We start from the raw sequence: 23220 nt of genomic DNA, 5'->3' as shown, positions 1-23220 counted from the left end.
TTACATCGTTCCCATTCGGGTCAGAAGCGTCTCTAACACGCGCTCAACAATCACCAGCTCCTGAGGATCGATATCAGCCAGCAATTCAGTACGCAATGCATCGGCGTGCGTTTTGACATTCATAAAGGCTTCGTTGCCCTTTTCAGTCAGAACCAGATGGCGTTTGCGACGATCTTCAACGGGCTGCACGCGCATCAGCAGATCCTGTTTCACCAGGCGGTCTATTAGCGGCACCATGCTGGCATCCTCCAGCCCCATCCGCTGCGCCAGCTCAGTTTGCGTAAGCCGCTGAGGCTCGCTGGCGATCAATCCTATCGCCATCCAGCTGCTGGTGCTTAATCCGCTGTCTTTTAAGTGACGATCAACGGCCAGGCGCCAGGCATGGGCGGTAAGATGCAGTAAATGCGTAAAGGTACGGTTAGATGACATTTAAGTAGCAACCTAATGATTAGAGATCTAATTAGTTGAATAAGTTATTATACGCAAAGCAAATTGCGAATGAAAAGTGCCTAATCTGTTAAATAATGGATAATCGCGGCAGAATGTTCAGGTTGATACTCTCGTAAAAGTCCTCTGGAGTAAAATACGTGTGAAAGATTCATCAGACAGCTGGGTTGATTTACGTCGCGACCCGAACAGCGGCATTGAATCCATACGGGCGCATTTTACCGGCCATGCCTACGATCCTCACTGGCATGACAGCTATTTAATTGGCGTGACGGAACAAGGGGTGCAGCAGTTCCATTCACGACGTCAACGTCACCAAAGTCGCCCCGGCACTGTCTTTATGTTGGAACCTGAAGAGCTTCACGATGGCGATGCGATTGATGCGCAGGGCTTTACCTACCGTATGCTGTATCTGTCACCTCATCATCTGCATCAGCATCTTGCGCCCGCCTGTCTTGATGGCCCGCCTTGCGGAGAACTGCGTTTTGCCACCACGCTGCAGGATGATGGTCAACTTTCCTGGGCAGTCTGGCATGCGTTTGAAGCGCTGTGGCACGATCATCCCCAACTTATTAAAGATGCGGCGCTGGACCGTTTATTCCGGCAACTTCGTCACTATCCTGTCTGGCATGGTGCGAAAACGGATGCGGCTCTGTCGCTGGCGCATCAGGCTCGCGACTGGTTGATCGCTTATCACGCGGACAATCCCGGGATTGCACAGCTGGCACAGGCCCTCAACGTTGATCGCTTTCGTCTTTCCCGGCTGTTTCAGCAGCAATGGGGCTTACCGCCGCACGCCTGGTTAGTACAGTGGCGGCTCAGCCAGGCACGACGTCGGCTGGCTATCGGTGAATCGCCTGCACAGGTTGCAGCCGAACTGGGTTTTGCCGACCAAAGTCATCTGGGCCGCTGGTTTAAGCGTGCCTGCCAACTGACTCCCGCCCGTTACCAGCAGCTGTGCACAAATCTTCCAGACGCCTGAAAAGAGCCTTGCCACAATGGCTTTTTGTCTCAGGAGAAGAACATGACAGAATCACGATGTGTAATGATATTGAACAGCGCGCTACCCACAGGCAAAGCGGCAAATGCCGCAGCCGTCATCGCCCTGACGGTGGGCCAGCGTCATCCCTCTCTGACAGGTGAAGCCCTTGAGGATGCCGCCACGCGGCGCTTTCCCGGTCTGATTCCCGTAGGTATTCCCGTGCTGGCTGCAGATGTACACCAGCTTAGTGCCTTATGGCATCAGGCTGAAGAGGCGGAATGCGACATTGTGGTATTCCCGGAAGAAGGTCAGTCGACCACGGATTACGGCGCGCTCACGGCCGCAATGAAGACACTGCCGGCGGCAGAATGGCGTTTACTGGGTATCGCGGTAGTCGGTGACAAGAAAAAGGTGCGTAAGCTGACGGCAAAACTCAATCTGTTTGGTTAACGCTGTCGGGGAATGCTGTTTTCGTGAAGAAATTGTTAGTTTGTACACATTTTGTTGTACACATTGCCTGCAAAAAAATTATCTAACCTATTAATTAATAGGCGTTAGCATTTTTTGTCTAATAATTTACTTGTACAATTAAAGTTTCATTGTATAACTTTACAGCCAACGAGTTGTGATCACGACTCTGTAACGAATGATGCATCTGCGTCGCCTCTGAAGGTGTAATGGATTTCCACCCTCAGAGGTTTCTTTTTTGACCATCTGGACCTGTTTACGGCGTTGGGTTCCATTGTATTTTATGCGATGGCTTTTAGGTCTGTTTGTCCTGCTGTCCGCCCGGATAGCTGGCTATTTGAAAGGCTAACACATGCAAAACACACTGCCCCAAACTGATAAAGAGATTGCTGAATATTTTACCGTTGCGGCACATAAGCCTGACAGTGATATGGAAATTCTTGGAATGGTGGTCGCAGAAATTCTGCAGTCAGGGATGGCCGTTAATAACAAAGCGATTATTTCTAAACTGATTCATCGTCTTGAACTGGAACGTGACGAAGTTTCACTCGATGTTTATCGTCACCTGCTGGAGCTGGTGGTCTACAAAACACCTGACGACTTAACGGTATAATCCCTGCTCCATGGATGGAGTCATTTCTCTTTCTCTGGCTTCTTCGTTTATCGATCGGTAACATCTGCCCCTCATTATATCCAGTCTGCCTTGCCTTTCGCGCAAGATGAAAATAAAAGAGCCTGCACAACATTATGATTCAACAAAATGATGTCGCCACCGCTGCGGTTGTGGAAAACGATATCAGTGTGAGGCGCGTATTGCGTTCGCCTGCACTGCTTACCCGAGAATGTCTGGCTGGCGTGATTACCGCCCTGGCATTGATCCCGGAAGTCATCTCGTTTTCTGTTATCGCGGGTGTCGATCCTAAAGTCAGCCTGTTCGCCTCGGTGGTGCTTTGCCTGACGCTGTCCATTCTTGGCGGCCGCCCTGCCATGGTGACCGCGGCAGCGGGATCGGTGGCGCTGGTGATTGGCCCGATGGTACATGTACATGGCGTGGCCTATATCCTGCCTGCGGTGGTGATGGCCGGACTGATTCAGATTCTGTTTGGTGTGACAGGCATGTCCCGGGCGATGCGCTACATTCCACGTTCCGTGATGATAGGTTTTGTTAATGCCCTTGGGGTTTTGATTTTCTTTGCCCAGGTGCCTCATGTCTGGGGCCAGTCACCCTTGGTATGGGCGCTCTTCGCCGTCACTCTGGCGATTGTGCTGCTACTGCCACGCGTGCTTAAAAGTGTTCCTTCTCCTCTGGTCGCCATTGTTGTCGTAACTGGCGTGGCGCTGTTGATGGGCTATCGCGTACCTGATGTGGGAGATGAAGGCCCGATGAGTGCCGGGCTGCCCGATTTCACGACCTTAGCCGTACCGCTCGATCTGCACACGCTGCAGATCATCTGGCCCACCGCCCTGAGTATTGCGTTTGTCGGTCTGATGGAATCGCTGCTAACGGCCAAGTTAGTTGATGACCTTACAGACACGCCTTCCAGCAAACGCCGTGAATCATGGGGACTGGGCATTGGTAATATTCTTGCTGGCTTTTACGGCGGAATCGCGGGATGTGCGATGATCGGGCAGACGATCGTTAACGTGGAATTAGGCAAAGCGCGCAGCCGGGTTTCGACGGTGGCTGCAGGCCTGGTCCTGTTACTTCTGGTCACCGGTCTGAGCCATGTTATGGCTAAAATCCCCATGGTGGTGCTGGCCGGAATCATGATGGTCGTCGCCGTGAAAACCGTCAACTGGCATAGCCTGCAACCTGCGACGCTGAAACGGATGCCCTGGTCGGAAACCCTGGTGATGGTGTTGACGGTCGGCATAACGGTGTTGACGGGTAATTTGGCTCTCGGGGTGCTGGCTGGCGTTATCGTTGCGATGCTGTTATTTGCACGCCGCGTGGCGCATGTAATCCATGCCGAAAGACAGCTAAGCGAAGATGGGCAATCAGTGCGCTACTTCGTGCGCGGACCACTGTTTTTTGCCAGCAGCAACGACCTGTTTGAGCACTTTGATTACGCGCACGACCCGCAATCTGTCACCATCGATTTAACCCATGCACAAATCTGGGATGCATCGACCGTGGCGGCACTTGACGGCATCGAATACCGTTACCAGCGCTATGGCACCCAGGTCACAATTGAAGGCCTGGATATGCGTAGCAGCGACTTTCATCGGCGCTTAACCGGCAATCTGGGCTAAGTGCCTGGCCTGCTGCTTCCGGGCAGCAGGCCGACGGTCAGGCTTGCTGCCGCCGTGCTCTGTAGCGGGCAACCATGGTGATCAGCGCCTGATAAAGCAGCCCGGCATAAAGACTCATTAAAATCGCCAGCCCAATCTCTTTACCCTGCTGCTGCCATGACATAAACCACATGAAGACGCCCCACAGAACCGAAAAAATCAGCCAGCCTCGGACGAATTTCAAAATGCCATTCATAACATCACTCCTCTTTATTGATGCGCTACCTTAGCGGGAGTTGTGGCAAAAAACCGGATCACTGTCGCGAGATGAGAAGTATCTCAAAAAACAAACAAATGGGCTTCGTCGCTTCGCTTTTATCCCCAGCCACCCTATTTTTAATAACGGTCATCTACAATTAGCTTACTGTTAATTTCATAAGGGAAATAGCATGAATCGTCGTCTGACCTTTTTTGCTGCTGTTTTTGTAACATCCACGCTCACCGCCTGCGCGCCACCGCCGCCAGGTCCGGGTTGCGCTGCACCGCCACCACCACCGCACGATCGTCGTCCTCCGCCACCGCCTCCTGCACCGCCAGGACAGGCATTCGCACCGCCGCCACCCGGACAAGCTGAAGCGCCACCGCCGCCACCGCCTACCACGGGTCAACAGACGCCACCGCCGCCAGCGCGCACCTGGTAATCCGGCAGCAAACCATCACACAATTTATCTCTAAATCACGCATAGCCTGACCGCAGCGTAAAACCATACGGTCAGGCTGATTTGCCTGAAGAGAAGTGTTCAGGCTGAGGAAAACGGCCTTAAATCATTCCTGATTTACTGACTGTGAGCGATAAACGCGCCTGACGTGGACGAGTTCCGCCAGGGTTATCGCCGGACGTAACAGCAACTGAAGACTGCCGACCACAAATAACCAGGTGCCGCCGGTCATCAGCGAATCGAAGAAAAAAAGAATGCTCCCCGTCAGAAACCAGATGGCGATAAAAAGATCGTTGAGTGCGCCAAGGGCGCGGTAGCGACGTTCTATTATGATGTGGTCTGAACCGAAATCGATTTCTGCTTGATGTCCGGGCACGGCCTGTCCTTATCTTTTACTGGTAAAAACGACTTATGATAAGGTTAGTGCATCGAAAGCCACAATAAATGCATCATTCCCAATATCTGCATCTTACCTTGGTAAACAGAAACCTTCGCTCGTGAAAAGTAAAGATAAGCAGCCCCCACACTCCCCTATTCTGATCTGAAAATCAGCATGAGATTGACCTGAATTTTATGTCGTTCATCATAAATAGGGAAAACTCCTGTAAAGAAACGATTAGCAGACGCATTCGAAAATGCGTCTTAAGATAGTCTCTCATAAGGAGGAAAATCTGTTCTTTACTGAATTTTATCCGCCTGAATGGTCACAGTGCCTGTATTATCCGCACAGTTGTTATCGCCAATATAAGCGATGAGATAATAATTACTTCCAGCCACGTTGATCTGTTGTGAAGTGCTGCTGATCGAAGAACCCCACCTTGCCGTGCTCATTCCACCAGCCATGTTTACGTGGTCAATCTGACAAGACGTGCCAGAAGCACAATTGGCGCTGTTTGAGGTCAGGTAAATGTTATATGTACCCGCATCAAGATTGAATTTCAGTGGTGAACCGCTTTGAACTTTGCTGTTAACAGCTTCAGGATCAAAGCAGTTGTTTTTTGCATCTACGACAAAAGATGCAGCCTGACTACCAAACGACAGTGATACTAAACTTAATGCGATGAGAGTTTTGAATTTCATTGTTGTGACTCCAGTTTAATTTGACGTGAATGCCTGAGCACTGTTTGGTCTGCATTACACGGACCTTGCGCTCCATTTCATACTGCATTCAGGCTTATGCGATTGCCACGGACATACGTCCGGCTATCGATAGCACGTCACTGGGATTGGCAGGCATGACGCAAAGTACCAACCTCACGCTTCTTCTAGTGGGTTTGTTTGCGGCTTTTTTAAACCGGTTTCGGCGCTACATTACGTGGTGAAGAAATTATGTCAGGCAGGTGTTGTAAGGTCAGGCGTTGATCCGATCAACTTTCGTTTCCATTGGATGATTTAACGATAAGCATAACGTGGAGTGAAACCTGAATGACTGAGATGTGAACGCGCAACGGCAATCGAAAAACGTAATACCAATAATAAAACAGGGAATGGATAGGCGATCCTGCCGCTGTACTGCAATTGAAGCATTTGCGTTATTAGCAGAAAATTGTCACGACCTGATTAGCACGCCAGGAACAGCTGAGGGCCGGTCCACAGACCTCGGCGTAACGCTCCACAATGCGAACGTGATGAGTGTACTGAAACATACATCAGAATCAGATTTTTTTAGACAGAAAGAGAAATGGCGTCAAGAGGGGATGTCGGGACTCAGGGGCTCAGGGACTCAGGGGCTCAGGGGCTCAGGGGCTCAGGGGCTCAGGGGCTCAGGGTGATACTTGAGGCACATATCCATAGCAAAACAACTTGAAATTATAGGAAATAGTTAAAATCATCGTCATCTCGCGTTTTATTATGGTCTGAGGCTTAAGATTTCAACGTTCCTGCCGATAATCAAAATGTAATTGATAGTACCTTATATTTATAGCCCGTTTCGCTATGCCCACATCCGAGTGGGCTTTTTTATGCCTGCCGCATGCACATCGTGCCTTTTACTGATCAAAAGTCATTCAGTTATATCTAAAAGACAGGATCACTGTATGCTTGCACAGTCAGTCGAGACTGACTGCTGGATTTTCCCTTGTAACAGTTTCTGCCTGTGTAACGCAGGCCTTTTTAATTTATTGCCTTGCCTGCTCTGACAAATTCAGCTGCCATTCTGTAGACCTCAGCCTGAAGCGGATTAGTTTCCTTTTCCATCCACTCTTCAAGTATTTCAGCAAGTTCCAAATCAAAAAAATTATCTTGCACATCAAGCAGTTCTAGTACGGCTTTACCGATAGCGGTGAAGATGACATAGGGCCGTTCATCATAGTCGTCCATGTGTGCCTAAGTTGTGAAACGGATGTGCATCATAGCATATTAAATGAACAATTAATTTTATTCCTGGCATCACGGCTGCTGTGCTTTTCTGGTTCACTCCTGCTGACGCTAAACGTTGTCGTTTATGCATCTGGCTTTATCCTTAACGCCTCGCACCAGTGTCTTCCGTTTCCGTTCCGGCACAGCCTGACTAAGCCTTCCACCGCGACATTTCCATGCAGCAGACCATTTACGAACGGCTCTGTGATCGATACCAAAGCGCTTTGCCGTAACCTTATGCCCTTCCACGCCGTGAAGATAATGCTGTGCGACCTGAACCTTAACGCTGAGAACCTACTTGCTCATAAAAAACTGCACCTTACTCAGTTGGGTGTCAAACTGTTGGGGTGCAGTTCACGTCTAAACCCTGGTTTAATTCTTGTATCTTTTTCGATGTTCTTTGCATACGTCGATCACTGTCCCCATAGACTTCCCAGAATAAGGATGATCTCTTACTTCAGTCTGAAACCCGCCATCTTTAGGGGGCACCAGGTGATCAACGGTAATGTTTTCCAGCTTCGTCCACATAGGCAGGCTTAACCCATCATGCTCAATAATGGCCTCGATAAACGCGACAGCAAACACAATCTCACCAGCTTCGTCCTGAATGATTTCGTACTTGAAGTATTTATCGTCCACATTGTTGATGTAGATAGTTTTAGCAACAGATAAACAAGTCATGAGCGCCTCATTTCATAAAAAAAATTAATAGATTAGCTCAACATCCATGACATGGTGAGCCTTGAACCTATCTTTTGAACTTTTTTTTATAAAAAATGTGAAAAATCACTAATGTGTATCAGTTCATAGCCAATATCGTTTCTGTAGCGCTATCTGATGGTTTTAACAGCTCTGGCTTAAAGCCAGGCAAGAAGCAAAAGCTGCTTTTCCTGGACCAGATTTCAATTTCACTTTTCGTGACTTACAAGCAAAAGGTATATCGCATCTCGATGGCAACATTTATACCAAACAGGAAATTTCAGGGCATAAGAACGTGAAACAAACCGCACGTTACAACAGGAAGAACGTGTTTTGCTGGTTGTCGGAGGTCAGAAACAGGATTGATATATTATGAAGACATATTAGGACGTGGGACTTTAAAAACAAAAAACCGCCCAAAGAGGCGGCTTAAACGACATTGCTACTACTTGATTTTATTGGTGTTTCAATATGGTGCCCGGGCGGGACTTAAACCCGCACGACCTTGCGATCGAGGGATTTTAAAAGCTATTGAGGCTTCTTATCAATCATAATCTCATGATACATAGCGACTTTTAACGTAACTATGCCAGCGCATTACTGCTACATAATTTGTTTTTACCGCCACGAAAATCACCAGTCGCCAGGGCTTTCATCGTATATTTTTCGCACGGCAAACTTAAAGATATAGTACCCAATAACCAGCCCCATTAAACTCGCTACGGCAAGGTAATATTTGTATACGTTATGAGAAAAAAACAAATACCAACCCACATAGATGAGCGATAGACCACATATGCCGATACCGATGCCTTGAACAATGCGAGATATAGCAGCAAGCAGAAAATTTTTCATATTTTTACTTTCTCAAAAAAAAAGCAGCACGTTTGGTGAAATTTTTTTCTATCTGTTACCCAAAGCTGTGCAGCGTCTTCAAAGGGTCTGGTTTTATCAGCCACTAAAAAATAAAGGAGATCCATATCACCCATGCGCCTTAAGGTGTCATAGATTGAAGGGTTTCTTCGTTGTAAATCTCTCGATACGTAAATCGCACGCGACATTGCAGCCCCTAGAGACATGATACTGCCGATAGTTAGCCCGGAGGCAATACGAGGAATTAAACGTGAAGAGAAAAGATAACCCATGTTGGCAGTAGCCAATTGGTTGAATGTCATGCGGCCAACAAAATTCCCGCCTCCCTTAGCGGAAATCTCTTTCATCTTAGTGAAATCAACGTGTTGAAAAAAATTATCCATAAAAATTTTAATAACTTTTTCAAGATTATGCCTAGACGCCATCCCATGCTTTACTAATCGTATAAGTCTTTCTTTATCAAGAGAATTTACATATCGATCATCAGTATGGAAGAAATCATTGCCCAGGTAATAAAAATCGACGGGCAAGCTCATAAATCCCTGTATAAACCCCCGAAACATGTTGCTGTCCAAGTGAATAGCTTCTGCCATTTGATCAGCCAGCTTTCGCGAACTTATCATCGTTACCTCCATGTTTCCGACATAAATGACTATCTTCAAAGAAGATTATCTTAACTTTTTTATTAATAGTTTTCACACTTACGCTGACTATAAAATCATTAAAACTATAAACGCTGCTTGTTAAGCATAACCTAATGAAATATAAATTATTTTTCCTTTGAATACATCAGCGTTTGGCTAGCATGGCTCATTCGAGGTTTGTTAGCTCGAATCAAATACGTGCGCTGTAAAATTACAACCACCTCGATCCGTATTGTGCAAAAGATTGCAATGTTCTTATCATCTTTCTTATGCACCCTAGCCTCCCGCTTTTGGGCCGGAGACACAAACATCTGTAAATTATAAAGCCGCCTGCGTCAGTCAGATCCTTACGGTAATCATTTAGATCATTTTTACATCATAAGTTTATCTGCTCAGTTTACTGACGCTCGGACGCTGACTTTTGCAAACGCTTGTAAAACTGTCTAACCGTCTAAAGACAGATTATAAAAATGCCATCGCCAAGTCATCGCCATTTTGCTGCCACTGCCGAATTTCAGGCACAAAAAAACCGCCCAAAGAGGCGGCTTAAACGACATTGCTACTACTTGATTTTATTGGTGTTTCAATATGGTGCCCGGGGCGGGACTTGAACCCGCACGACCTTGCGATCGAGGGATTTTAAATCCCTTGTGTCTACCGATTTCACCACCCGGGCGAGGTATAACTGGAGGCGCGTCCCGGAGTCGAACCGAGGTACACGGATTTGCAATCCGCTGCATAGCCACTCTGCCAACGCGCCTAAAACTGATATGCTGCCAGGTTGTCCTGACCTGCTAATTTGGAGCGGGAAACGAGACTCGAACTCGCGACCCCGACCTTGGCAAGGTCGTGCTCTACCAACTGAGCTATTCCCGCATCATCTCACCATTCAGTTTGCTGCCTGCTGAAGGGGTCGATTTTTACTACGTTTCATCGAACTTACTGATTTTTCTTAGCTTCTGCAGCAGTGCTGCCGTTCGATGCGATGCATTCTACTGAGATGACGCGATGAGTCAATAAAATTATCCCCACATTGCGTCCGTTTGCTGCTTTTTAAATCGTATCGATCACGGTTCGAGCAAATCCCCACGCGCGGCACTCAAATACTGGAACATTGACCAGAAAGTCAGCACTGCAGCAATGTATAACGCAACAACACCTACGCCGACGACCATGCTGTCCGGACGCCACAGCAAGGCAAAAAGTGAGAACATCTGGGCCGTCGTTTTCACTTTACCAATCCAGGATACGGCGACGCTGCTGCGTTTGCCAATTTCCGCCATCCACTCGCGCAGCGCAGAGATAATGATCTCTCGCGCAATCATCGTTGCAGCCGGCAGGGTGATCCACCAGGCGTGAAAGTACTCCGCAACCAGCACCAGAGCAATGGCTACCATAACTTTATCGGCAACAGGATCGAGAAACGCACCAAAGCGCGTGGTCTGCTTCCAGCGGCGCGCCAGAAAGCCGTCGAACCAGTCAGTTACGGCTGCGACAATAAAGATTAACGCGGTAACCAATGGCGCCCAGTGGAACGGCAGATAGAAAGCCAGCACAAAGAACGGAATAAGAACGACGCGAAACAGGGTAAGACAGGTCGGAATGTTAAATTGCATATGCTGGTAACTGTCTGGATTGGGTGGTGTTTGGCATATGTTCCTACATTGCCCACCCTGTTTCAATGCTAGTGTTTCAACGAGTAGTAGATTTTTTCTGCCAGGGCATGCGATATGCCCGGTACATTTGCGATCTCCTCCACCGATGCATTCATCAGTGGCTGCAGGCCGCCCATGTACTTGAGCAGCTGCTGACGTCGTTTTGGCCCCACACCTTCAATGCTTTCCAGCGCACTGGTGTTTTTGACTTTAGCTCGTTTTTTGCGGTGGCCCGAAATTGCATGATTGTGAGCATCATCACGAATATGCTGGATCACGTGCAGGGCTGGTGCGTCGGGTGACAGCGAAACGCCCTCACCTTCTGCCTCAAAAAATAACGTTTCAAGTCCGGCTTTACGATCGCTGCCTTTTGCCACGCCCAGTAAAATCGGACGTGTTTTGTCCCAGGAAACGTCCAGTTCGGCAAACACCTGCTTTGCCTGGGCCAGTTGACCTTTTCCGCCGTCAATGAGAATCACATCGGGAATCTTGTCCTCCTCGATAGCTTTTCCATAACGACGACGCAGCACCTGATTCATCGCGGCATAGTCATCCCCGGGCGTAATGCCGGTAATGTTGTAGCGGCGATAGTCGGCGCGCAGGGGGCCGTTTTGATCAAATACGACACAGGACGCGATGGTCTGCTCTCCCATGGTATGACTAATATCAAAACACTCCATCCGGCTAATCTTATCCAGCTCCAGAAACTCGGCTAACGCCGTCAGACGCTGATGAATCGTCGAGTGCTGGGACAGCCGCGTTTTTAATGCCGAACCGGCATTGGTTCGTGCCAGCTTGAGATAGCGTGCACGATCACCGCGAGGCTTACTTTGAATATTCACTCTACGCCCGGCTAATTCCGTCAGTGACTCGGACAGCAGTTCGCGCTCAGGTAAGGTGAAATCAAGCAAAATCTCGCTGGGCAACGAGCGCATCTCACTCCCCTGCAAATAAAACTGCCCGACAAACGTTTGCACGACTTCCGCCAGATCGGTATCGGCAGGAACCTTGGGAAAATAGCTTCGGCTACCCAGCACTTTACCCTGACGGATAAACAACACATGCAAACAGGCCATCCCGGCGTCATAAGCCACGCCAATCACATCCAGATCGTCGCCTTGGTTTGACACAAACTGCTTCTCGGTGACGCGCCTGACGGCCTGAATCTGGTCGCGCAGACGGGCCGCTTCTTCAAACCGTAGGTCGTTGCTGGCATCTTCCATGCGGTTGACCAGTAAATTCAGCACCTGATCGTCTTTGCCTGCCAGAAACAGCCGCACGTAATCCGTCTGCTGTGCGTACTCTTCCTCGCTGACCAGCCCGGCTACACAAGGCCCAAGGCAGCGACCAATTTGGTATTGCAGACAGGGACGTGTACGGTTGCGGTAGACGCTGTTCTCGCATTGGCGAATCGGAAAGACTTTTTGCAGTAATGCCAGCGTTTCACGCACGGCATAGCCATTGGGAAAAGGACCGAAGTACTCCCCTTTTGCGTGTTTCGCGCCCCGGTGCATAGCCAGACGGGGATGGGCATCGCTGCTGAGAAAAATATAGGGATAGGATTTATCGTCACGCAACAGAACGTTATAGCGTGGTTGATAGAGCTTGATGTAATTGTGCTCAAGCAACAACGCTTCGGTTTCAGTATGGGTTACGGTGACATCAATGTGATGAATGTTACTCACCAGCGCTTCGGTTTTTCGGCTGCCTACGTTCGTACGAAAGTAGCTCGTAAGCCGCTTTTTCAGATCTTTGGCTTTGCCGACATAGATAACCGTTCCGGAGGCATCATACATCCGGTAGACACCTGGCTCGCTGGTGACCGTACTCAGAAAAATTTTAGGATTAAAGAGGTCACTCACTACTGATTAACGGCTCCGCATTATACAGGCCATGTCTGATGGCCAGATGCGTTAACTCTACATCGCCACTGATATTCAGTTTACTGAACATCCGGTAACGGTAACTGTTAACGGTTTTAGGACTGAGATTAAGCTGCTCGGAAATTTCCGTCACCTTTTGTCCCTTGGTGATCATCAGCATAATCTGCAATTCCCTTTCCGACAAACAGCTAAAGGGAGATTCGGCTTTTTGCGGCTCAATCTGGCTAAGTGCCATTTGTTGAGCAATGTCCGATGCAATATAGCGCTGGCCTGCTTTGACCGAGCGAATTGCGTTCACCACTTCCTGCGGAGCGGCGCCTTTACTCAGATAGCCCGCAGCACCCGCCTGCATCACTTTCGCAGGCAGCGGATTTTCAGTATGGATGGTGAGCATGATAATTTTGATATCGGGATTGTAGCGCACGATTTTACGCGTGGCTTCCAGCCCACCGATACCGGGCATATTCATATCCATTAAAATGACATCGACCTGGTTGGCACGACACCATTTAACGGCATCTTCGCCACAACAGGCTTCTCCAGCAATCACCAGACCTTTAATATCTTCCAAAATACGGCGGATACCGGCACGTACCAGTTCATGGTCATCGACAAGAAGGACAGTGATCAACGCGAAGCACTCCGCAGCTAATTAAGAGGTAGCATTTAACGATTGCAAGCGGCAATCATACCCGTTTTTGCATTAAAAGCCCATATACAAGGTGATGTAAGGAAAGTATTCAATGATTTATATCATCTCATATGGCGGGAGATCGGTTCACAGCGATGAGAAAATGGCTGACAAGATTAAAAATTTAAAAAATATTCATTTTCAATAAGTTAAATAATATCTAATTGATTCAAATAGCACTTTTTTTCACAAAACTCAGCGCCATCACCCTCAACTATTCCCGTCCGTTATTTATTAATTTACCTGAACAAAACGGAGGCGGCATCCTTGGTTTTGTGATGCGCTCAGCAAGCTGTATCCCCTGTGATATACTCTCGGATTGCTATGCGTACAGATTGAAAAGACGACGTTAACCACCAAGGAGACATTCATGAGCGATGAAGATTTCGCTACCTCGCAGGAAACGCAAAAATTATCCGATGAAGTGGCTTGCCTGAAGATGATGATCACATTGATTCTAAAAGGAATGGGCCAGGCAGATGCCGGTAAAGTGATTATAAATATGGAACGCTACGTTAAAACCTTAGGTGACATGCCGCAGGCAGAAGTGTTTAGCAACACCATCAAACAGATCAAAGCCGCCTATCGCCAGTAACGCTAAGCTGCCCCCGTATCCGGGGGCACACATCTAACCATGCGGATGCCAGTTAACCGATACGCCGAGAGAAGGAAGCACCTCTTCCGGGCTGAATCGTCGTGTACCGCGATATTTTTCTGCCAGTGCCGGCTGGGTGACCGGAATACGAATGGCAAAAAGGTTGTCCTCAGACTGAATCAGACCCGGCGTTAATGGCTGATACACGACCTGATGCTGTTCGAACATTTTTTCCAGCATTGGCGTGGCCGAACTGATAATAAATTCAATACCGTTAAGCTCTGCAAGCTGAACGGCATGCCAGAGAATATTAAGCGGCAACTCAGGGTCCACTTCCAGCCGCGCCGAGAAACGCGACATCTCCCATACCTTTTCATGATTAAAGGGTAATACGATACCCTCGGTTTGCTCGGGTTCAGTCCAGGGCATCAACCGCGCACAGCCACTGATGCCACTGCGCACACTCCATGCAATCAACCAGGTTACATCAGAGCGATCAAAACGATCATACTCTTGACCAGGCGTGCTCAGACGCGGTGGAATCGACCAACCTTCACCCCGTGCAAACACGCTGTAACGGTAACTGCCAAGCTCGGCAAGCAAGGAGGATGGCATATCCTTTAATTGCGTTTGAACTATTTTCATCATGCGCCTCTGACATCCCCATGTTTGCAATGATTTCTTTGCGTCTGCCCAAGAACGCATCAGCGCAGGGTAGACAAGTGACCTCAACGAGGGAACTACTAAAGTTGGCAGTTGCTTTTCATTTAAATCAGTCCAATTGCTGCGGCATAGCAGGCAATTTGAGTTTTATTAGAAACATTAAAACGTTTTTTCATATTTTTTTGGTAAAAATTTACGGTGTGCTCAGAGATCGATAAAATAACTGAAATTTCTTGTGAGGTTTTTCCTTCAGCAGTCCATTTCAAAATTTCCAGCTCACGCTGACTAAAATCATTTCCCTGAACCATCAGCGCTTCATCATTCAGGCGTTCGAGCAAGTATAAGCTTTGTTCAGCCAAAAAATGCAGCCTGGCCTCGAGCTCAACTCGCCGACAGTCAGTAATAAAGGGACGCTTTGATCCTATAGATAATATACCAACGGCTCGATTTGATGCCATTGCAGAACACGAAAATCCGCTCAGTAGCCCAAAATTACATGCGTCCTGCCACATTTCTTTTGCGCAACTAAACAGTTCCGCCGTCCATTCGACCCCTCTTCCTGAGCGCTGACAAAGCTGTAGCACGGGATCGATGGCATAATAATTCTGTTCTTTATAACGTTTAATCCATAATTTAGGATAAGTATCGTGCAAATAAACGCGTGGCCGGGTAAAGGGGACGCGGTGCTGGATGAAAAAAGCGAAAAAATCAAAACCCAGTGACTGGATATAATCCTGCAAAAGCCCCTTTAATTCTTGGGTCGTGGCTAATGCCTGAAATTTATTTTCAGTTTCAGCCCGCCAGGAAAAATAATCTTCACTTGTCATATTGCCTCAAATCCCACTGCATGCTTGATATTTTTTCAACAAAAATAATTTACCCTGTGTCATGGCATCATAAAAAGCTTTATTTTCATACACTCTTCAGGTCATTTTACAGGCAAAAAGGTGAAAACAGAGTGTAGAGGAATGCCTCAGGCGATTTGAGTGGCTCGCAACAGACCAAATAATAAGATTTTTCTTATATTTTTTCAATCTTTTAACACGGCGCCTGTTAAGAAATAATACTCAATAAGTTACGATCCGCAACTTATTATCCGTCCTGAGGGCGCTATGACATCGGCGCAAATGCATGTACACATTTTCCGCATCAGCCTGACTGAGGACAGTTTTCACTCAAGCCCAAAACGTGGTATTGCCCCTAATAACAGCCAAACCCAGAGCGCTGTTTTTTACTGTACTGAGACAAGAAGAGGCTGGCTAAAAACTATTCACCGGCGCGCAAAAACACCTGCTGGCGATGCTACGGGTCAGGGTTTTAGTGGGAAGCCTCACATTAGGGGAAGGCAGAATGCCCGACAACATTAATAAGCCTGTCAGGCTCTCACTGTGTTTATAACCTAACGTGCAGCTTTAACAGAAAGGATATTTTATTGAAATAATAGCCTGTTATTATTGTCATATGAAATCCACGCCGGCAGCGATTATTTTAAAGAAAAAAGAAGATATCAACTATCAGGAAAAGCTGTAATTGTTAATCACAACTAACAAGTCACCACTGTGACGCTTTTTCATCTTCATCAATATCACAGCACGACCGTAACACACAAAAAAGCTGCGACGGAAAGTATATTTTTAAATATAAGAAAAAGAAATCAATATAATCATTAACGATTTCATCCGAAAAAAGAGATAATGCATTTTATTAAAAATAAAAAATCAGCAATTAGCATCGGCATTCGTCAGCACACTATCTGCAGAAACCCGCTCCGCGCATGCCTAAATGAAAGTGTGTGGCATGAGCCGTATTATAATCTGGCCCAAGCGCATTGCCAAAAAAGTCACAACCAGACCGCCATAATCCATGAAGCAATAAGGCTTTATCGTCGGGTTGCTGCCAGTTTTTACTCACCACCAGCCGTTGACCATTGGTCAGTCGATAGGCAGTGATATCCCAGGCATCAGCGCTGGCATGTTCACTTAATCTTCCCTGAGTACGATGATAGACATTGCGACACGCATAGCTGCCAACATGCTCAATACCCGCCAGCTTGCTGCCCGATTGCTGCAGAATCTGCTGACTGCTGTGAACGACATACATAGTCGCTGCAACGGCCATCGGACAACTGGCCAGAAAACTGCTGTTGAGAGAAACGGTGCCAAATTTTTGCACCCGGAGCGGATGCTCAAGCGGGCACCGGCCGGTAATGGGCGGAGGTTGACGAAAGTTAACGAATCCCGACTGCTCTGCGCGACGCATCACGTCCAGACAGGCTGCGGGATCATTTTGCAGCCGCTTTAATTTCAGGCGCGTCATCCAGCCAGGTGCGTCGGTCACCGAAAGGGGCGTAAACGGATTAAACTGTGCGGGTAAATGCTCTTTCAACCAGGGCAGACTCATCCACCCTAGCCCGATCAATACGAAAAGCAGGACAAGCGTGCGCATAGTGCCTCTGATGGCGAAACGAAGAATAATGAGCAAGTGTAGAAGCGCGCTGCCTTGTCTGCCCTGCCGATGACACAAGGTGATGAAAGATTACCTAATCTGACGTAAAAAACGCCTGCATAAGACAAAAATGCCGCTTTGATGAGAATGTTGTCTGATATTGTTAAAAAATCATTACCGTTTTCATTCCTACTTCCTCTATCTTATGCCAAATTATTTCAGGCAGTCATCCTCAACAGCCATCAGAGCTGACACAACATCAAGACAGGAAAGACAATTTCATGGTTGATCAATCTAATCACTCGCAGAGCCCACAAGGCTCAGACACCTTGCGGCGTAATCTGCATAACCGGCATATCCAGCTCATTGCTATCGGTGGCGCTATCGGAACAGGTCTGTTCATGGGCTCGGGTAAAACCATTAGCCTGGCCGGACCTTCGATCATCTTCGTCTATATGATCATTGGCTTTATGCTGTTTTTTGTCATGCGCGCGATGGGCGAATTACTGCTGTCGAATCTGGAATACAAATCTTTCAGCGACTTTGCAGCTGACCTACTTGGGCCGTGGGCGGGATACTTTACTGGCTGGACATACTGGTTCTGCTGGGTAGTCACCGGAATAGCCGATGTGGTGGCGATCAGTGCTTATTTCCAGCTCTGGTTCCCCGGCTTTTCAATCTGGATGAGTGCGCTGCTGTGCGTGTTTGTCTTCCTGGCGTTGAACATTGCCACGGTGAAAATGTTTGGTGAGATGGAATTCTGGTTCGCCATTATCAAAATTGTGGCCATCGTCGCGTTGATTATTACCGGGATCGTATTGGTTTCCATGCACTACCCTTCGCCAGGTGGCGGCACTGCATCCCTGAGTAATATCTGGGATCATGGTGGTATGTTCCCTAAAGGACTCAGCGGATTCTTTGCCGGTTTCCAGATTGCGGTTTTTGCCTTTGTCGGCATTGAACTGGTGGGTACGGCTGCGGCTGAAACACACGACCCGCACAAGGTTTTACCGCGTGCGATTAACGCCATCCCGCTACGCGTCATCATGTTCTATGTTCTGGCCCTGATGGTGATTATGTCGGTCACGCCATGGACAGAGGTGATGGCCGATCGCAGTCCCTTTGTGGAAATGTTTGTCCTGATTGGTCTGCCCGCTGCCGCCAGCATCGTTAACTTTGTGGTATTAACATCCGCCGCCTCATCCGCCAACAGCGGGATTTTCTCGACCAGCCGCATGCTGTACGGCCTGTCACAACAGGGCGTGGCCAGCCGTGCTTTTGGACGTTTATCCGCACGCGCCGTCCCCACGACGGGCCTGTTCTTTTCCTGCTTCTGTTTGCTGTGCGGCGTGGCGCTGATTTATCTGATCCCCAATGTGATGACGGTATTTACCCTGGTCACAACGGTTTCCGCCATTCTGTTTATGTTCGTCTGGACCATTATCCTGTGCAGCTATCTGGCCTATCGCAAAAAATTCCCGGAACGCCATGCGGCCTCGAACTTTAAAATGCCGTTAGGTAAATTCATGTGCTGGGTTTGCATGGCTTTCTTCGTGTTCATCCTGGTCTTGCTGACGCTACAGGACGATACTCGCCAGGCATTAATGGTGACGCCATTGTGGTTTATCTTGCTGGCCGTGGGCTGGCAACTGCGCCGACGCAAACACCGTTAAGCGCCGTTAAAAACGCAAAAGCCCGACACGTGTCGGGCTTTTTTTATAGCTGATCAGCGATATGACTGAGACTGCGTTTTAACCCGCGTTCAGTGGTCGGCAGGCGTTGCGGATGAGCATCCGGTTGTTGTGCCGTGCCCAAACCGAACGTGAAGGTGTAGCGGTTATCTTCCCCCATCCGCAAATCGGCGATAGTAACCTGCCCATCATGCTCGCCCATGGCATAAAAGCCGTGACTAAACCAGGCGATACGTTCTGCAAACGCGTTACCTTTAAATGATGAAAATAACGCAGGATGACGTGGCCGCCATGTGACCTTCACAGGGCGACCGGGCGACAGCAAAGACCAGTAAGCCTCGCCATAACGGTCCGGTGTGATAATCACGCTACGCCAGACAACCGTATTTAAGGCCGTTGGCGTTACCAGCACCTTATTCGTCGCAATGCCCTGCTGTTGAAGCGACTGTTTGATTTGGCCGTCTGCGACCTGCTGAATCACAACACTCCAGACCAGATAGGCCGAACTGAACGCCAGACCTGCGCAGTTCCAGCGTAATCCCCGATCGCTTCGCCGCCATAACGCCACACATAACCCCACGATCAGCGGTAAGGTATACAGCGGATCGACGATATAGATGCTGCCAATGGCGTAAGGATGATCGGTAAGCGGCAATCCAAGCTGTGTGCCGTATACCGTCATCAGGTCGAGAAGAGGATGGGTAATAAGCGCCAGCCAGACAGCAGGCCACCAGGTTATCCATGTCGCTCCTGCACGGCAAAGCCGCGCGACCAGCCAGGCCAGTAACGGGGAAATCAGCGTCAGATAAAGCAGCGCGTGACTTTCAGTGCGGTGCAGCGTCATATTGCTGATGGCATCACCGTGATCGATAAAGACATCCAGATCGGGCAATGTTCCCGCTATCGCTCCAACAAGGGCTGCCTGCCAGGCCGGAACGCGGCGTCCCATCACCGCCATGGTGACTGATGCGCCCAGTACGCATTGTGAAACAGAATCCATCAGGCCACTCCGTTGTTTGTTCCTGTATTCAGTATGGCCGCGTTCTCTTAGCGCACCCGAATCCCTTCAATAATAATGCGCTGAACGTTCTCCACCGTCTCTTCGAAAAACAGGGGATTGCTGAGCTTGCTTCCCGTGATGGCTTCGACCTGGCTGGCAAAATCAGCATAGTGCTGTGTGGTTGCCCACAGCATAAAAATCAGGTGTTGAGGCTGAATACCCGCCAGCCGGCCTTCGGCTATCCAGCGCTGTATGATCGCTGTTTTATCGTCCATCAGCTTTTTTAAATCCCCTGCCAGCTCACCTTTTAGCAAGGGTGCGCCCTGAAGCATTTCGAGGCAAAACAGCCTTGATGCCTGGGGATGATCGCGGGACACTTCCAGTTTCAGACGAATATAATGACGAATGGCTCTTAGAGGTTCCTGATCGTGACTGAGTGCGCGCAGAGGTGCCAGCCAGACATCCAGGATCTCTTTTAACACGGCGATATAGAGCGCTTCTTTCGAGGGATAGTAATACAGCAGATTCGTTTTGGAGACGCCGGCATGTTCAGCCACTTTTTCCAGCCGCGTACCGTGAATGCCAAACTGGGAAAAAAAGCTCAGTGCGGCATCCAAAATAGCCGTCCGTTTGGCTGCAACAGCCACTGCGCGGCGCGTGGGCACTGATGTTTCCTTTTTCATAGGCTTTCCCCTTCACGTTAACTGTACGCATCATAGCAACGCACTGATTTTACGCCACTTGTGGCGGTACACTTCCCTAAGCGTTAGCACAGGGCGGTAACGCTTAGAGAGCGAGCGCCGAGCGAATCCCTGCCTCTGCGGCTCTTGCAGCAGAAGGTGCATTGGTTCAGGCGGTTTGCGCACTGCCCTTCGTCGCCTTCAATCATCCCGCGCGGAGGAAGGGGGAAACGCTTTGCGGCGTTTTAAACGCAGTTCACTCATTATTACGCCGCATACGATAAAAGCCGCACCGAGTATCGCTGTGGCGGGTAAACGTTCTCCCGCGATGCGCCCAACGACGCCCGCCCATACCGGTTCTCCGGCATAGATCACCGTCGCCCGCGTGGGCGACACGCTACGTTGTGCCCAGTTCATCGTCACCTGTATCAGTGCACTGGCCGCGCCCAGGCCGATCGCACTGAGTAATAACGGTGTCGACAGTGCAGGCAACGTTTCTCCATTGGGAAGCATAAAGCAGAAGGCACACAGTGAAGCGACCGTGAGTTGAACAAAGGTCACACGACGAACATCAACATGCCCGGCAAAGCGGCTGATAAGGATAATTTCGCCCGCGATCGCCAGCGTACTGAGCAGCGTGGCAATCTCGCCCTGATTCAGCGTAACGCGTCCATCCTGCGGTCCCGCGACCAGTATTAAACCGCAAAATGCCAGTAAAATACCTAACCACGCCATTAACCGGGGTGGTCGACGCAGAAACAACCACTGCAGGAGCGGCACAACCGGAACGTACAACGCAGTAAGAAAGGCTGACTGGCTGCTGGAAATGGTCTGCATTCCCCAGGTCTGTAAACCGTAACCACCGGCGATGGTCAGGCCGATAAGCGTCCCCGCCTTGATTTCGCTTCCACTCATGGCGGTAAGATGACGGCGAAAAAAGAGCGCCAGTAATACCGCTGCCGTGGCAAAACGCAGCCCGACAAAGAAAAAGGGGCCGGAATGCTGCATCGCCCGATGCACCACTAAAAAAGTCCCGCCCCAGATAACCGTAATGAAAATAAGTACCCATTCCTGACGCGTTATGCGCAGAGTCAGTCTGCGCGTCGTATCCGACATAGTTCACCTGCCTGGTTGATTCAGGCGCTATTGTGGTAAGTGATGCCGGGTAATGCAATCTCATCCGCCATCGGGCTATGAATGAAGGCCAGCAAACGGCGAATCAACCTGTTGCATTAGGTCGTGACAGGCTTTGTTCCTGCGGGGCGAACGCGTCAAGGATTTCAACATGCCATTGCGGGTCAGCATCTGACTACTTTGGCTCGCTCAGCATGCGCTGTTACGTAGCCGGGTTCGCCAGGGCTGTCAGATACCTGACTAATGAGTGTTACCCACAGATAGCGTCATAAAACGTATACCACAAGCGTCAAAATGGCTAAATAACAACCAAAATAGTGATTTTTTAGCCGGGAAGTTACATTTAGAAACAGAGTTATCACTAAGAATCGCCCTGGAAATAGAACAATAACCCCACCAAAAGCCCATTTTCAGCGTTTTTTAAACCGTTACGCTTGCGGCTCTCCAGCAGTTGCTCAAAGCTCTTCTATACTTTTGGGTGTGTTGAATAACCCCCCGGAGAGATCAATGGCTAAGATTCTGGTGCTTTACTATTCAATGTATGGACACGTTGAAACCATGGCTAACGCCGTGGCCGAAGGTGCCCGCAAGGTACCGGGTGCGCAGGTAGACCTTATGCGCATTCCCGAAACCATGGACGCCGAGCGCTTTGCAGAGGTCGGCGGCAAAACGCAGCAATCTGCGCCTGAGGCCACGCCAGAGATACTGCCGCAATACGACGCCATTATTGTCGGTACGCCTACCCGCTTCGGTAACATGTCTGGTCAGATGCGCACCTTCTGGGACCGCACCGGTGGCCTGTGGGCATCCGGGGCGCTCTACGGCAAAATCGCCAGCGTATTTGCCTCCACTGGTACAGGCGGCGGACAGGAACAAACCATTACCTCTGTCTGGACCACCCTCGCCCATCACGGCATGGTCATCGTTCCCATCGGTTATGGCACCAAAGAGATGTTCGATATTTCGCAAGTCCGTGGCGGAACACCTTATGGTGCCACCACGCTGGCGGGCGGAGATGGTTCGCGTCAGCCTTCGGAAGAAGAATTGATCATTGCTCGTTTTCAGGGCGAACACGTTGCCGGGCTGGCAACAAAACTTAAGGACTCATCTTCCTAAAGGAGATCGCTATGTCGAATAGTCAGGCAAAAGCACATCATGTTGGCGAATGGGCCAGCTTGCGCCACACCTCGCCAGAAATTGCCGAGGCCATTTTTGAAGTCGCAAACTATGACGAGCGCCTTGCTGAAGAAATCTGGCGTCAACAAGGCAGTGACGATGTTTTAATCCGCGCATTTGAAAAAACCGATGCGGATGTCCTTACCTGGGACGACAAACCCGTAGAACGCAAAAACGTCTGACAG

At 49.1% G+C, this 23220-nt stretch carries 26 protein-coding genes, 3 tRNA genes and 1 pseudogene; 10 read left to right on the top strand and 20 right to left on the bottom strand.

Going from position 1 to position 23220, the window contains the following annotated elements; all coding sequences use genetic code 11:
- Positions 1 to 429: a MarR family winged helix-turn-helix transcriptional regulator gene (locus A6A26_RS12585; protein WP_063879023.1), complete on the bottom strand. Its 429-nt coding sequence runs from the start codon at positions 427 to 429 to the stop codon at positions 1 to 3.
- Between the two features lie 154 nt (positions 430 to 583).
- Between A6A26_RS12585 and A6A26_RS12580 the strand changes: the two genes are divergently transcribed.
- From A6A26_RS12580 to A6A26_RS12565, 4 genes are all read left to right on the top strand, one after another.
- Positions 584 to 1429, top strand: coding sequence for an AraC family transcriptional regulator (locus A6A26_RS12580; RefSeq protein WP_063879022.1), 846 nt, complete (start codon positions 584 to 586; stop codon positions 1427 to 1429).
- Positions 1430 to 1471: 42 nt separating this feature from the next.
- Positions 1472 to 1879, top strand: coding sequence for a DUF2000 domain-containing protein (locus tag A6A26_RS12575; RefSeq protein ID WP_063879021.1), 408 nt, complete (start codon positions 1472 to 1474; stop codon positions 1877 to 1879).
- 370 nt (positions 1880 to 2249) lie between these two features.
- Complete coding sequence (locus A6A26_RS12570; RefSeq protein WP_063879020.1) at positions 2250 to 2510, top strand: biofilm/acid-resistance regulator YmgB/AriR; 261 nt, start codon at positions 2250 to 2252, stop codon at positions 2508 to 2510.
- 134 nt (positions 2511 to 2644) lie between these two features.
- Entirely contained in the window at positions 2645 to 4150 is a 1506-nt protein-coding gene (locus tag A6A26_RS12565; RefSeq protein ID WP_063879019.1) for a SulP family inorganic anion transporter, read from the top strand.
- Positions 4151 to 4187: 37 nt separating this feature from the next.
- Here the strand turns inward: A6A26_RS12565 and A6A26_RS12560 are convergent, their stop codons facing one another.
- Positions 4188 to 4385: a DUF6404 family protein gene (locus A6A26_RS12560; protein ID WP_063879018.1), complete on the bottom strand. Its 198-nt coding sequence runs from the start codon at positions 4383 to 4385 to the stop codon at positions 4188 to 4190.
- A gap of 193 nt (positions 4386 to 4578) precedes the next feature.
- Between A6A26_RS12560 and A6A26_RS25490 the strand changes: the two genes are divergently transcribed.
- Complete coding sequence (locus tag A6A26_RS25490; protein WP_156506658.1) at positions 4579 to 4830, top strand: hypothetical protein; 252 nt, start codon at positions 4579 to 4581, stop codon at positions 4828 to 4830.
- Between the two features lie 124 nt (positions 4831 to 4954).
- Here A6A26_RS25490 and A6A26_RS12555 read toward each other — a convergent pair whose 3' ends face one another.
- The 4 genes from A6A26_RS12555 to A6A26_RS12540 form a co-directional block, all read right to left on the bottom strand.
- Complete coding sequence (locus tag A6A26_RS12555; protein WP_063879017.1) at positions 4955 to 5224, bottom strand: YrhK family protein; 270 nt, start codon at positions 5222 to 5224, stop codon at positions 4955 to 4957.
- A 302-nt stretch (positions 5225 to 5526) separates the two neighbouring features.
- Complete coding sequence (locus tag A6A26_RS12550) at positions 5527 to 5928, bottom strand: hypothetical protein (protein WP_063879016.1); 402 nt, start codon at positions 5926 to 5928, stop codon at positions 5527 to 5529.
- Between the two features lie 1032 nt (positions 5929 to 6960).
- Positions 6961 to 7167, bottom strand: coding sequence for a hypothetical protein (locus A6A26_RS12545; RefSeq protein ID WP_063879015.1), 207 nt, complete (start codon positions 7165 to 7167; stop codon positions 6961 to 6963).
- 411 nt (positions 7168 to 7578) lie between these two features.
- On the bottom strand, positions 7579 to 7887 hold the full coding sequence (locus A6A26_RS12540) for a hypothetical protein (protein WP_063879014.1): 309 nt from the start codon (positions 7885 to 7887) through the stop codon (positions 7579 to 7581).
- A gap of 155 nt (positions 7888 to 8042) precedes the next feature.
- Here A6A26_RS12540 and A6A26_RS25985 point away from each other — a divergent pair.
- A pseudogene (locus A6A26_RS25985) lies at positions 8043 to 8271 on the top strand (integrase); the annotation flags it as partial.
- Between the two features lie 267 nt (positions 8272 to 8538).
- On the opposite strand, the gene A6A26_RS12535 reads toward A6A26_RS25985, so the two are convergent.
- From A6A26_RS12535 to uvrY, 8 genes are all read right to left on the bottom strand, one after another.
- The gene (locus tag A6A26_RS12535) at positions 8539 to 8760 is read right to left on the bottom strand and encodes a hypothetical protein (protein ID WP_063879013.1); all 222 of its coding nucleotides are present in this window, start codon (positions 8758 to 8760) and stop codon (positions 8539 to 8541) included.
- Positions 8757 to 9371, bottom strand: coding sequence for a hypothetical protein (locus A6A26_RS12530; RefSeq protein ID WP_082875231.1), 615 nt, complete (start codon positions 9369 to 9371; stop codon positions 8757 to 8759). Before A6A26_RS12530 ends, A6A26_RS12535 begins: the two co-directional genes overlap by 4 nt.
- A gap of 640 nt (positions 9372 to 10011) precedes the next feature.
- Positions 10012 to 10098 (bottom strand) — tRNA-Leu (locus A6A26_RS12520).
- A gap of 10 nt (positions 10099 to 10108) precedes the next feature.
- Positions 10109 to 10182 (bottom strand) — tRNA-Cys (locus A6A26_RS12515).
- Between the two features lie 40 nt (positions 10183 to 10222).
- Positions 10223 to 10298: transfer RNA gene (locus tag A6A26_RS12510), tRNA-Gly, on the bottom strand.
- 191 nt (positions 10299 to 10489) lie between these two features.
- A complete protein-coding gene (gene pgsA, locus A6A26_RS12505) occupies positions 10490 to 11038 on the bottom strand; it encodes a CDP-diacylglycerol--glycerol-3-phosphate 3-phosphatidyltransferase (RefSeq protein WP_063879010.1) in 549 nt (182 codons plus the stop codon).
- A gap of 68 nt (positions 11039 to 11106) precedes the next feature.
- Complete coding sequence (gene uvrC / locus A6A26_RS12500) at positions 11107 to 12939, bottom strand: excinuclease ABC subunit UvrC (protein WP_063879009.1); 1833 nt, start codon at positions 12937 to 12939, stop codon at positions 11107 to 11109.
- On the bottom strand, positions 12932 to 13591 hold the full coding sequence (uvrY, locus tag A6A26_RS12495) for a UvrY/SirA/GacA family response regulator transcription factor (RefSeq protein WP_063879008.1): 660 nt from the start codon (positions 13589 to 13591) through the stop codon (positions 12932 to 12934). Before uvrY ends, uvrC begins: the two co-directional genes overlap by 8 nt.
- Before the next feature lie 430 nt (positions 13592 to 14021).
- On the opposite strand from uvrY, the gene A6A26_RS12490 reads away from it, so the two are divergent.
- Positions 14022 to 14246: a DUF2594 family protein gene (locus tag A6A26_RS12490; RefSeq protein ID WP_013025302.1), complete on the top strand. Its 225-nt coding sequence runs from the start codon at positions 14022 to 14024 to the stop codon at positions 14244 to 14246.
- A 33-nt stretch (positions 14247 to 14279) separates the two neighbouring features.
- Here the strand turns inward: A6A26_RS12490 and A6A26_RS12485 are convergent, their stop codons facing one another.
- From A6A26_RS12485 to A6A26_RS12475, 3 genes are all read right to left on the bottom strand, one after another.
- Positions 14280 to 14891, bottom strand: coding sequence for an acyl-homoserine-lactone synthase (locus tag A6A26_RS12485; protein ID WP_063879007.1), 612 nt, complete (start codon positions 14889 to 14891; stop codon positions 14280 to 14282).
- 122 nt (positions 14892 to 15013) lie between these two features.
- On the bottom strand, positions 15014 to 15736 hold the full coding sequence (gene sdiA, locus A6A26_RS12480; RefSeq protein WP_063879006.1) for a transcriptional regulator SdiA: 723 nt from the start codon (positions 15734 to 15736) through the stop codon (positions 15014 to 15016).
- A gap of 922 nt (positions 15737 to 16658) precedes the next feature.
- On the bottom strand, positions 16659 to 17354 hold the full coding sequence (locus A6A26_RS12475) for an extensin-like domain-containing protein (RefSeq protein WP_063879005.1): 696 nt from the start codon (positions 17352 to 17354) through the stop codon (positions 16659 to 16661).
- 281 nt (positions 17355 to 17635) lie between these two features.
- On the opposite strand from A6A26_RS12475, the gene cycA reads away from it, so the two are divergent.
- A complete protein-coding gene (gene cycA / locus A6A26_RS12470) occupies positions 17636 to 19027 on the top strand; it encodes a D-serine/D-alanine/glycine transporter (protein WP_063879004.1) in 1392 nt (463 codons plus the stop codon).
- Positions 19028 to 19070: 43 nt separating this feature from the next.
- Here cycA and A6A26_RS12465 read toward each other — a convergent pair whose 3' ends face one another.
- From A6A26_RS12465 to A6A26_RS12455, 3 genes are all read right to left on the bottom strand, one after another.
- Complete coding sequence (locus tag A6A26_RS12465; RefSeq protein WP_063879003.1) at positions 19071 to 20045, bottom strand: metal-dependent hydrolase; 975 nt, start codon at positions 20043 to 20045, stop codon at positions 19071 to 19073.
- A 47-nt stretch (positions 20046 to 20092) separates the two neighbouring features.
- On the bottom strand, positions 20093 to 20728 hold the full coding sequence (gene rutR / locus A6A26_RS12460; protein WP_063879002.1) for an HTH-type transcriptional regulator RutR: 636 nt from the start codon (positions 20726 to 20728) through the stop codon (positions 20093 to 20095).
- A gap of 198 nt (positions 20729 to 20926) precedes the next feature.
- Positions 20927 to 21841, bottom strand: coding sequence for a DMT family transporter (locus A6A26_RS12455; protein WP_063879001.1), 915 nt, complete (start codon positions 21839 to 21841; stop codon positions 20927 to 20929).
- Between the two features lie 525 nt (positions 21842 to 22366).
- Here A6A26_RS12455 and wrbA point away from each other — a divergent pair.
- Positions 22367 to 22975, top strand: coding sequence for an NAD(P)H:quinone oxidoreductase (wrbA, locus tag A6A26_RS12450; RefSeq protein ID WP_063879000.1), 609 nt, complete (start codon positions 22367 to 22369; stop codon positions 22973 to 22975).
- Positions 22976 to 22986: 11 nt separating this feature from the next.
- Positions 22987 to 23217, top strand: a complete 231-nt coding sequence (locus A6A26_RS12445) for a YccJ family protein (RefSeq protein WP_063878999.1) — start codon at positions 22987 to 22989, stop codon at positions 23215 to 23217.
- Positions 23218 to 23220 lie beyond the last annotated feature (3 nt).

The organism is Pantoea sp. OXWO6B1, assembly GCF_001641135.1.
In the GTDB taxonomy this organism is placed as follows: Bacteria; Pseudomonadota; Gammaproteobacteria; order Enterobacterales; family Enterobacteriaceae; genus Pantoea; species Pantoea allii.
This window is presented reverse-complemented; position numbering and strand designations above follow the sequence as displayed.

What these genes read in the sequence shown, in the direction of transcription:
- A6A26_RS12585 (WP_063879023.1), bottom strand. Translation starts at nt 429, where the DNA reads ATGTCATCTAACCGTACCTTTACGCATTTACTGCATCTTACCGCCCAT.
- A6A26_RS12575 (WP_063879021.1), top strand. Translation starts at nt 1,472, where the DNA reads ATGACAGAATCACGATGTGTAATGATATTGAACAGCGCGCTACCCACA.
- A6A26_RS12570 (WP_063879020.1), top strand. Translation starts at nt 2,250, where the DNA reads ATGCAAAACACACTGCCCCAAACTGATAAAGAGATTGCTGAATATTTT.
- A6A26_RS12565 (WP_063879019.1), top strand. Translation starts at nt 2,645, where the DNA reads ATGATTCAACAAAATGATGTCGCCACCGCTGCGGTTGTGGAAAACGAT.
- A6A26_RS12560 (WP_063879018.1), bottom strand. Translation starts at nt 4,385, where the DNA reads ATGAATGGCATTTTGAAATTCGTCCGAGGCTGGCTGATTTTTTCGGTT.
- A6A26_RS25490 (WP_156506658.1), top strand. Translation starts at nt 4,579, where the DNA reads ATGAATCGTCGTCTGACCTTTTTTGCTGCTGTTTTTGTAACATCCACG.
- A6A26_RS12550 (WP_063879016.1), bottom strand. Translation starts at nt 5,928, where the DNA reads ATGAAATTCAAAACTCTCATCGCATTAAGTTTAGTATCACTGTCGTTT.
- A6A26_RS12545 (WP_063879015.1), bottom strand. Translation starts at nt 7,167, where the DNA reads ATGGACGACTATGATGAACGGCCCTATGTCATCTTCACCGCTATCGGT.
- A6A26_RS12540 (WP_063879014.1), bottom strand. Translation starts at nt 7,887, where the DNA reads ATGACTTGTTTATCTGTTGCTAAAACTATCTACATCAACAATGTGGAC.
- A6A26_RS12535 (WP_063879013.1), bottom strand. Translation starts at nt 8,760, where the DNA reads ATGAAAAATTTTCTGCTTGCTGCTATATCTCGCATTGTTCAAGGCATC.
- A6A26_RS12530 (WP_082875231.1), bottom strand. Translation starts at nt 9,371, where the DNA reads ATGGCAGAAGCTATTCACTTGGACAGCAACATGTTTCGGGGGTTTATA.
- pgsA (WP_063879010.1), bottom strand. Translation starts at nt 11,038, where the DNA reads ATGCAATTTAACATTCCGACCTGTCTTACCCTGTTTCGCGTCGTTCTT.
- A6A26_RS12490 (WP_013025302.1), top strand. Translation starts at nt 14,022, where the DNA reads ATGAGCGATGAAGATTTCGCTACCTCGCAGGAAACGCAAAAATTATCC.
- A6A26_RS12485 (WP_063879007.1), bottom strand. Translation starts at nt 14,891, where the DNA reads ATGAAAATAGTTCAAACGCAATTAAAGGATATGCCATCCTCCTTGCTT.
- sdiA (WP_063879006.1), bottom strand. Translation starts at nt 15,736, where the DNA reads ATGACAAGTGAAGATTATTTTTCCTGGCGGGCTGAAACTGAAAATAAA.
- A6A26_RS12475 (WP_063879005.1), bottom strand. Translation starts at nt 17,354, where the DNA reads ATGCGCACGCTTGTCCTGCTTTTCGTATTGATCGGGCTAGGGTGGATG.
- cycA (WP_063879004.1), top strand. Translation starts at nt 17,636, where the DNA reads ATGGTTGATCAATCTAATCACTCGCAGAGCCCACAAGGCTCAGACACC.
- A6A26_RS12465 (WP_063879003.1), bottom strand. Translation starts at nt 20,045, where the DNA reads ATGGATTCTGTTTCACAATGCGTACTGGGCGCATCAGTCACCATGGCG.
- rutR (WP_063879002.1), bottom strand. Translation starts at nt 20,728, where the DNA reads ATGAAAAAGGAAACATCAGTGCCCACGCGCCGCGCAGTGGCTGTTGCA.
- A6A26_RS12455 (WP_063879001.1), bottom strand. Translation starts at nt 21,841, where the DNA reads ATGTCGGATACGACGCGCAGACTGACTCTGCGCATAACGCGTCAGGAA.
- wrbA (WP_063879000.1), top strand. Translation starts at nt 22,367, where the DNA reads ATGGCTAAGATTCTGGTGCTTTACTATTCAATGTATGGACACGTTGAA.
- A6A26_RS12445 (WP_063878999.1), top strand. Translation starts at nt 22,987, where the DNA reads ATGTCGAATAGTCAGGCAAAAGCACATCATGTTGGCGAATGGGCCAGC.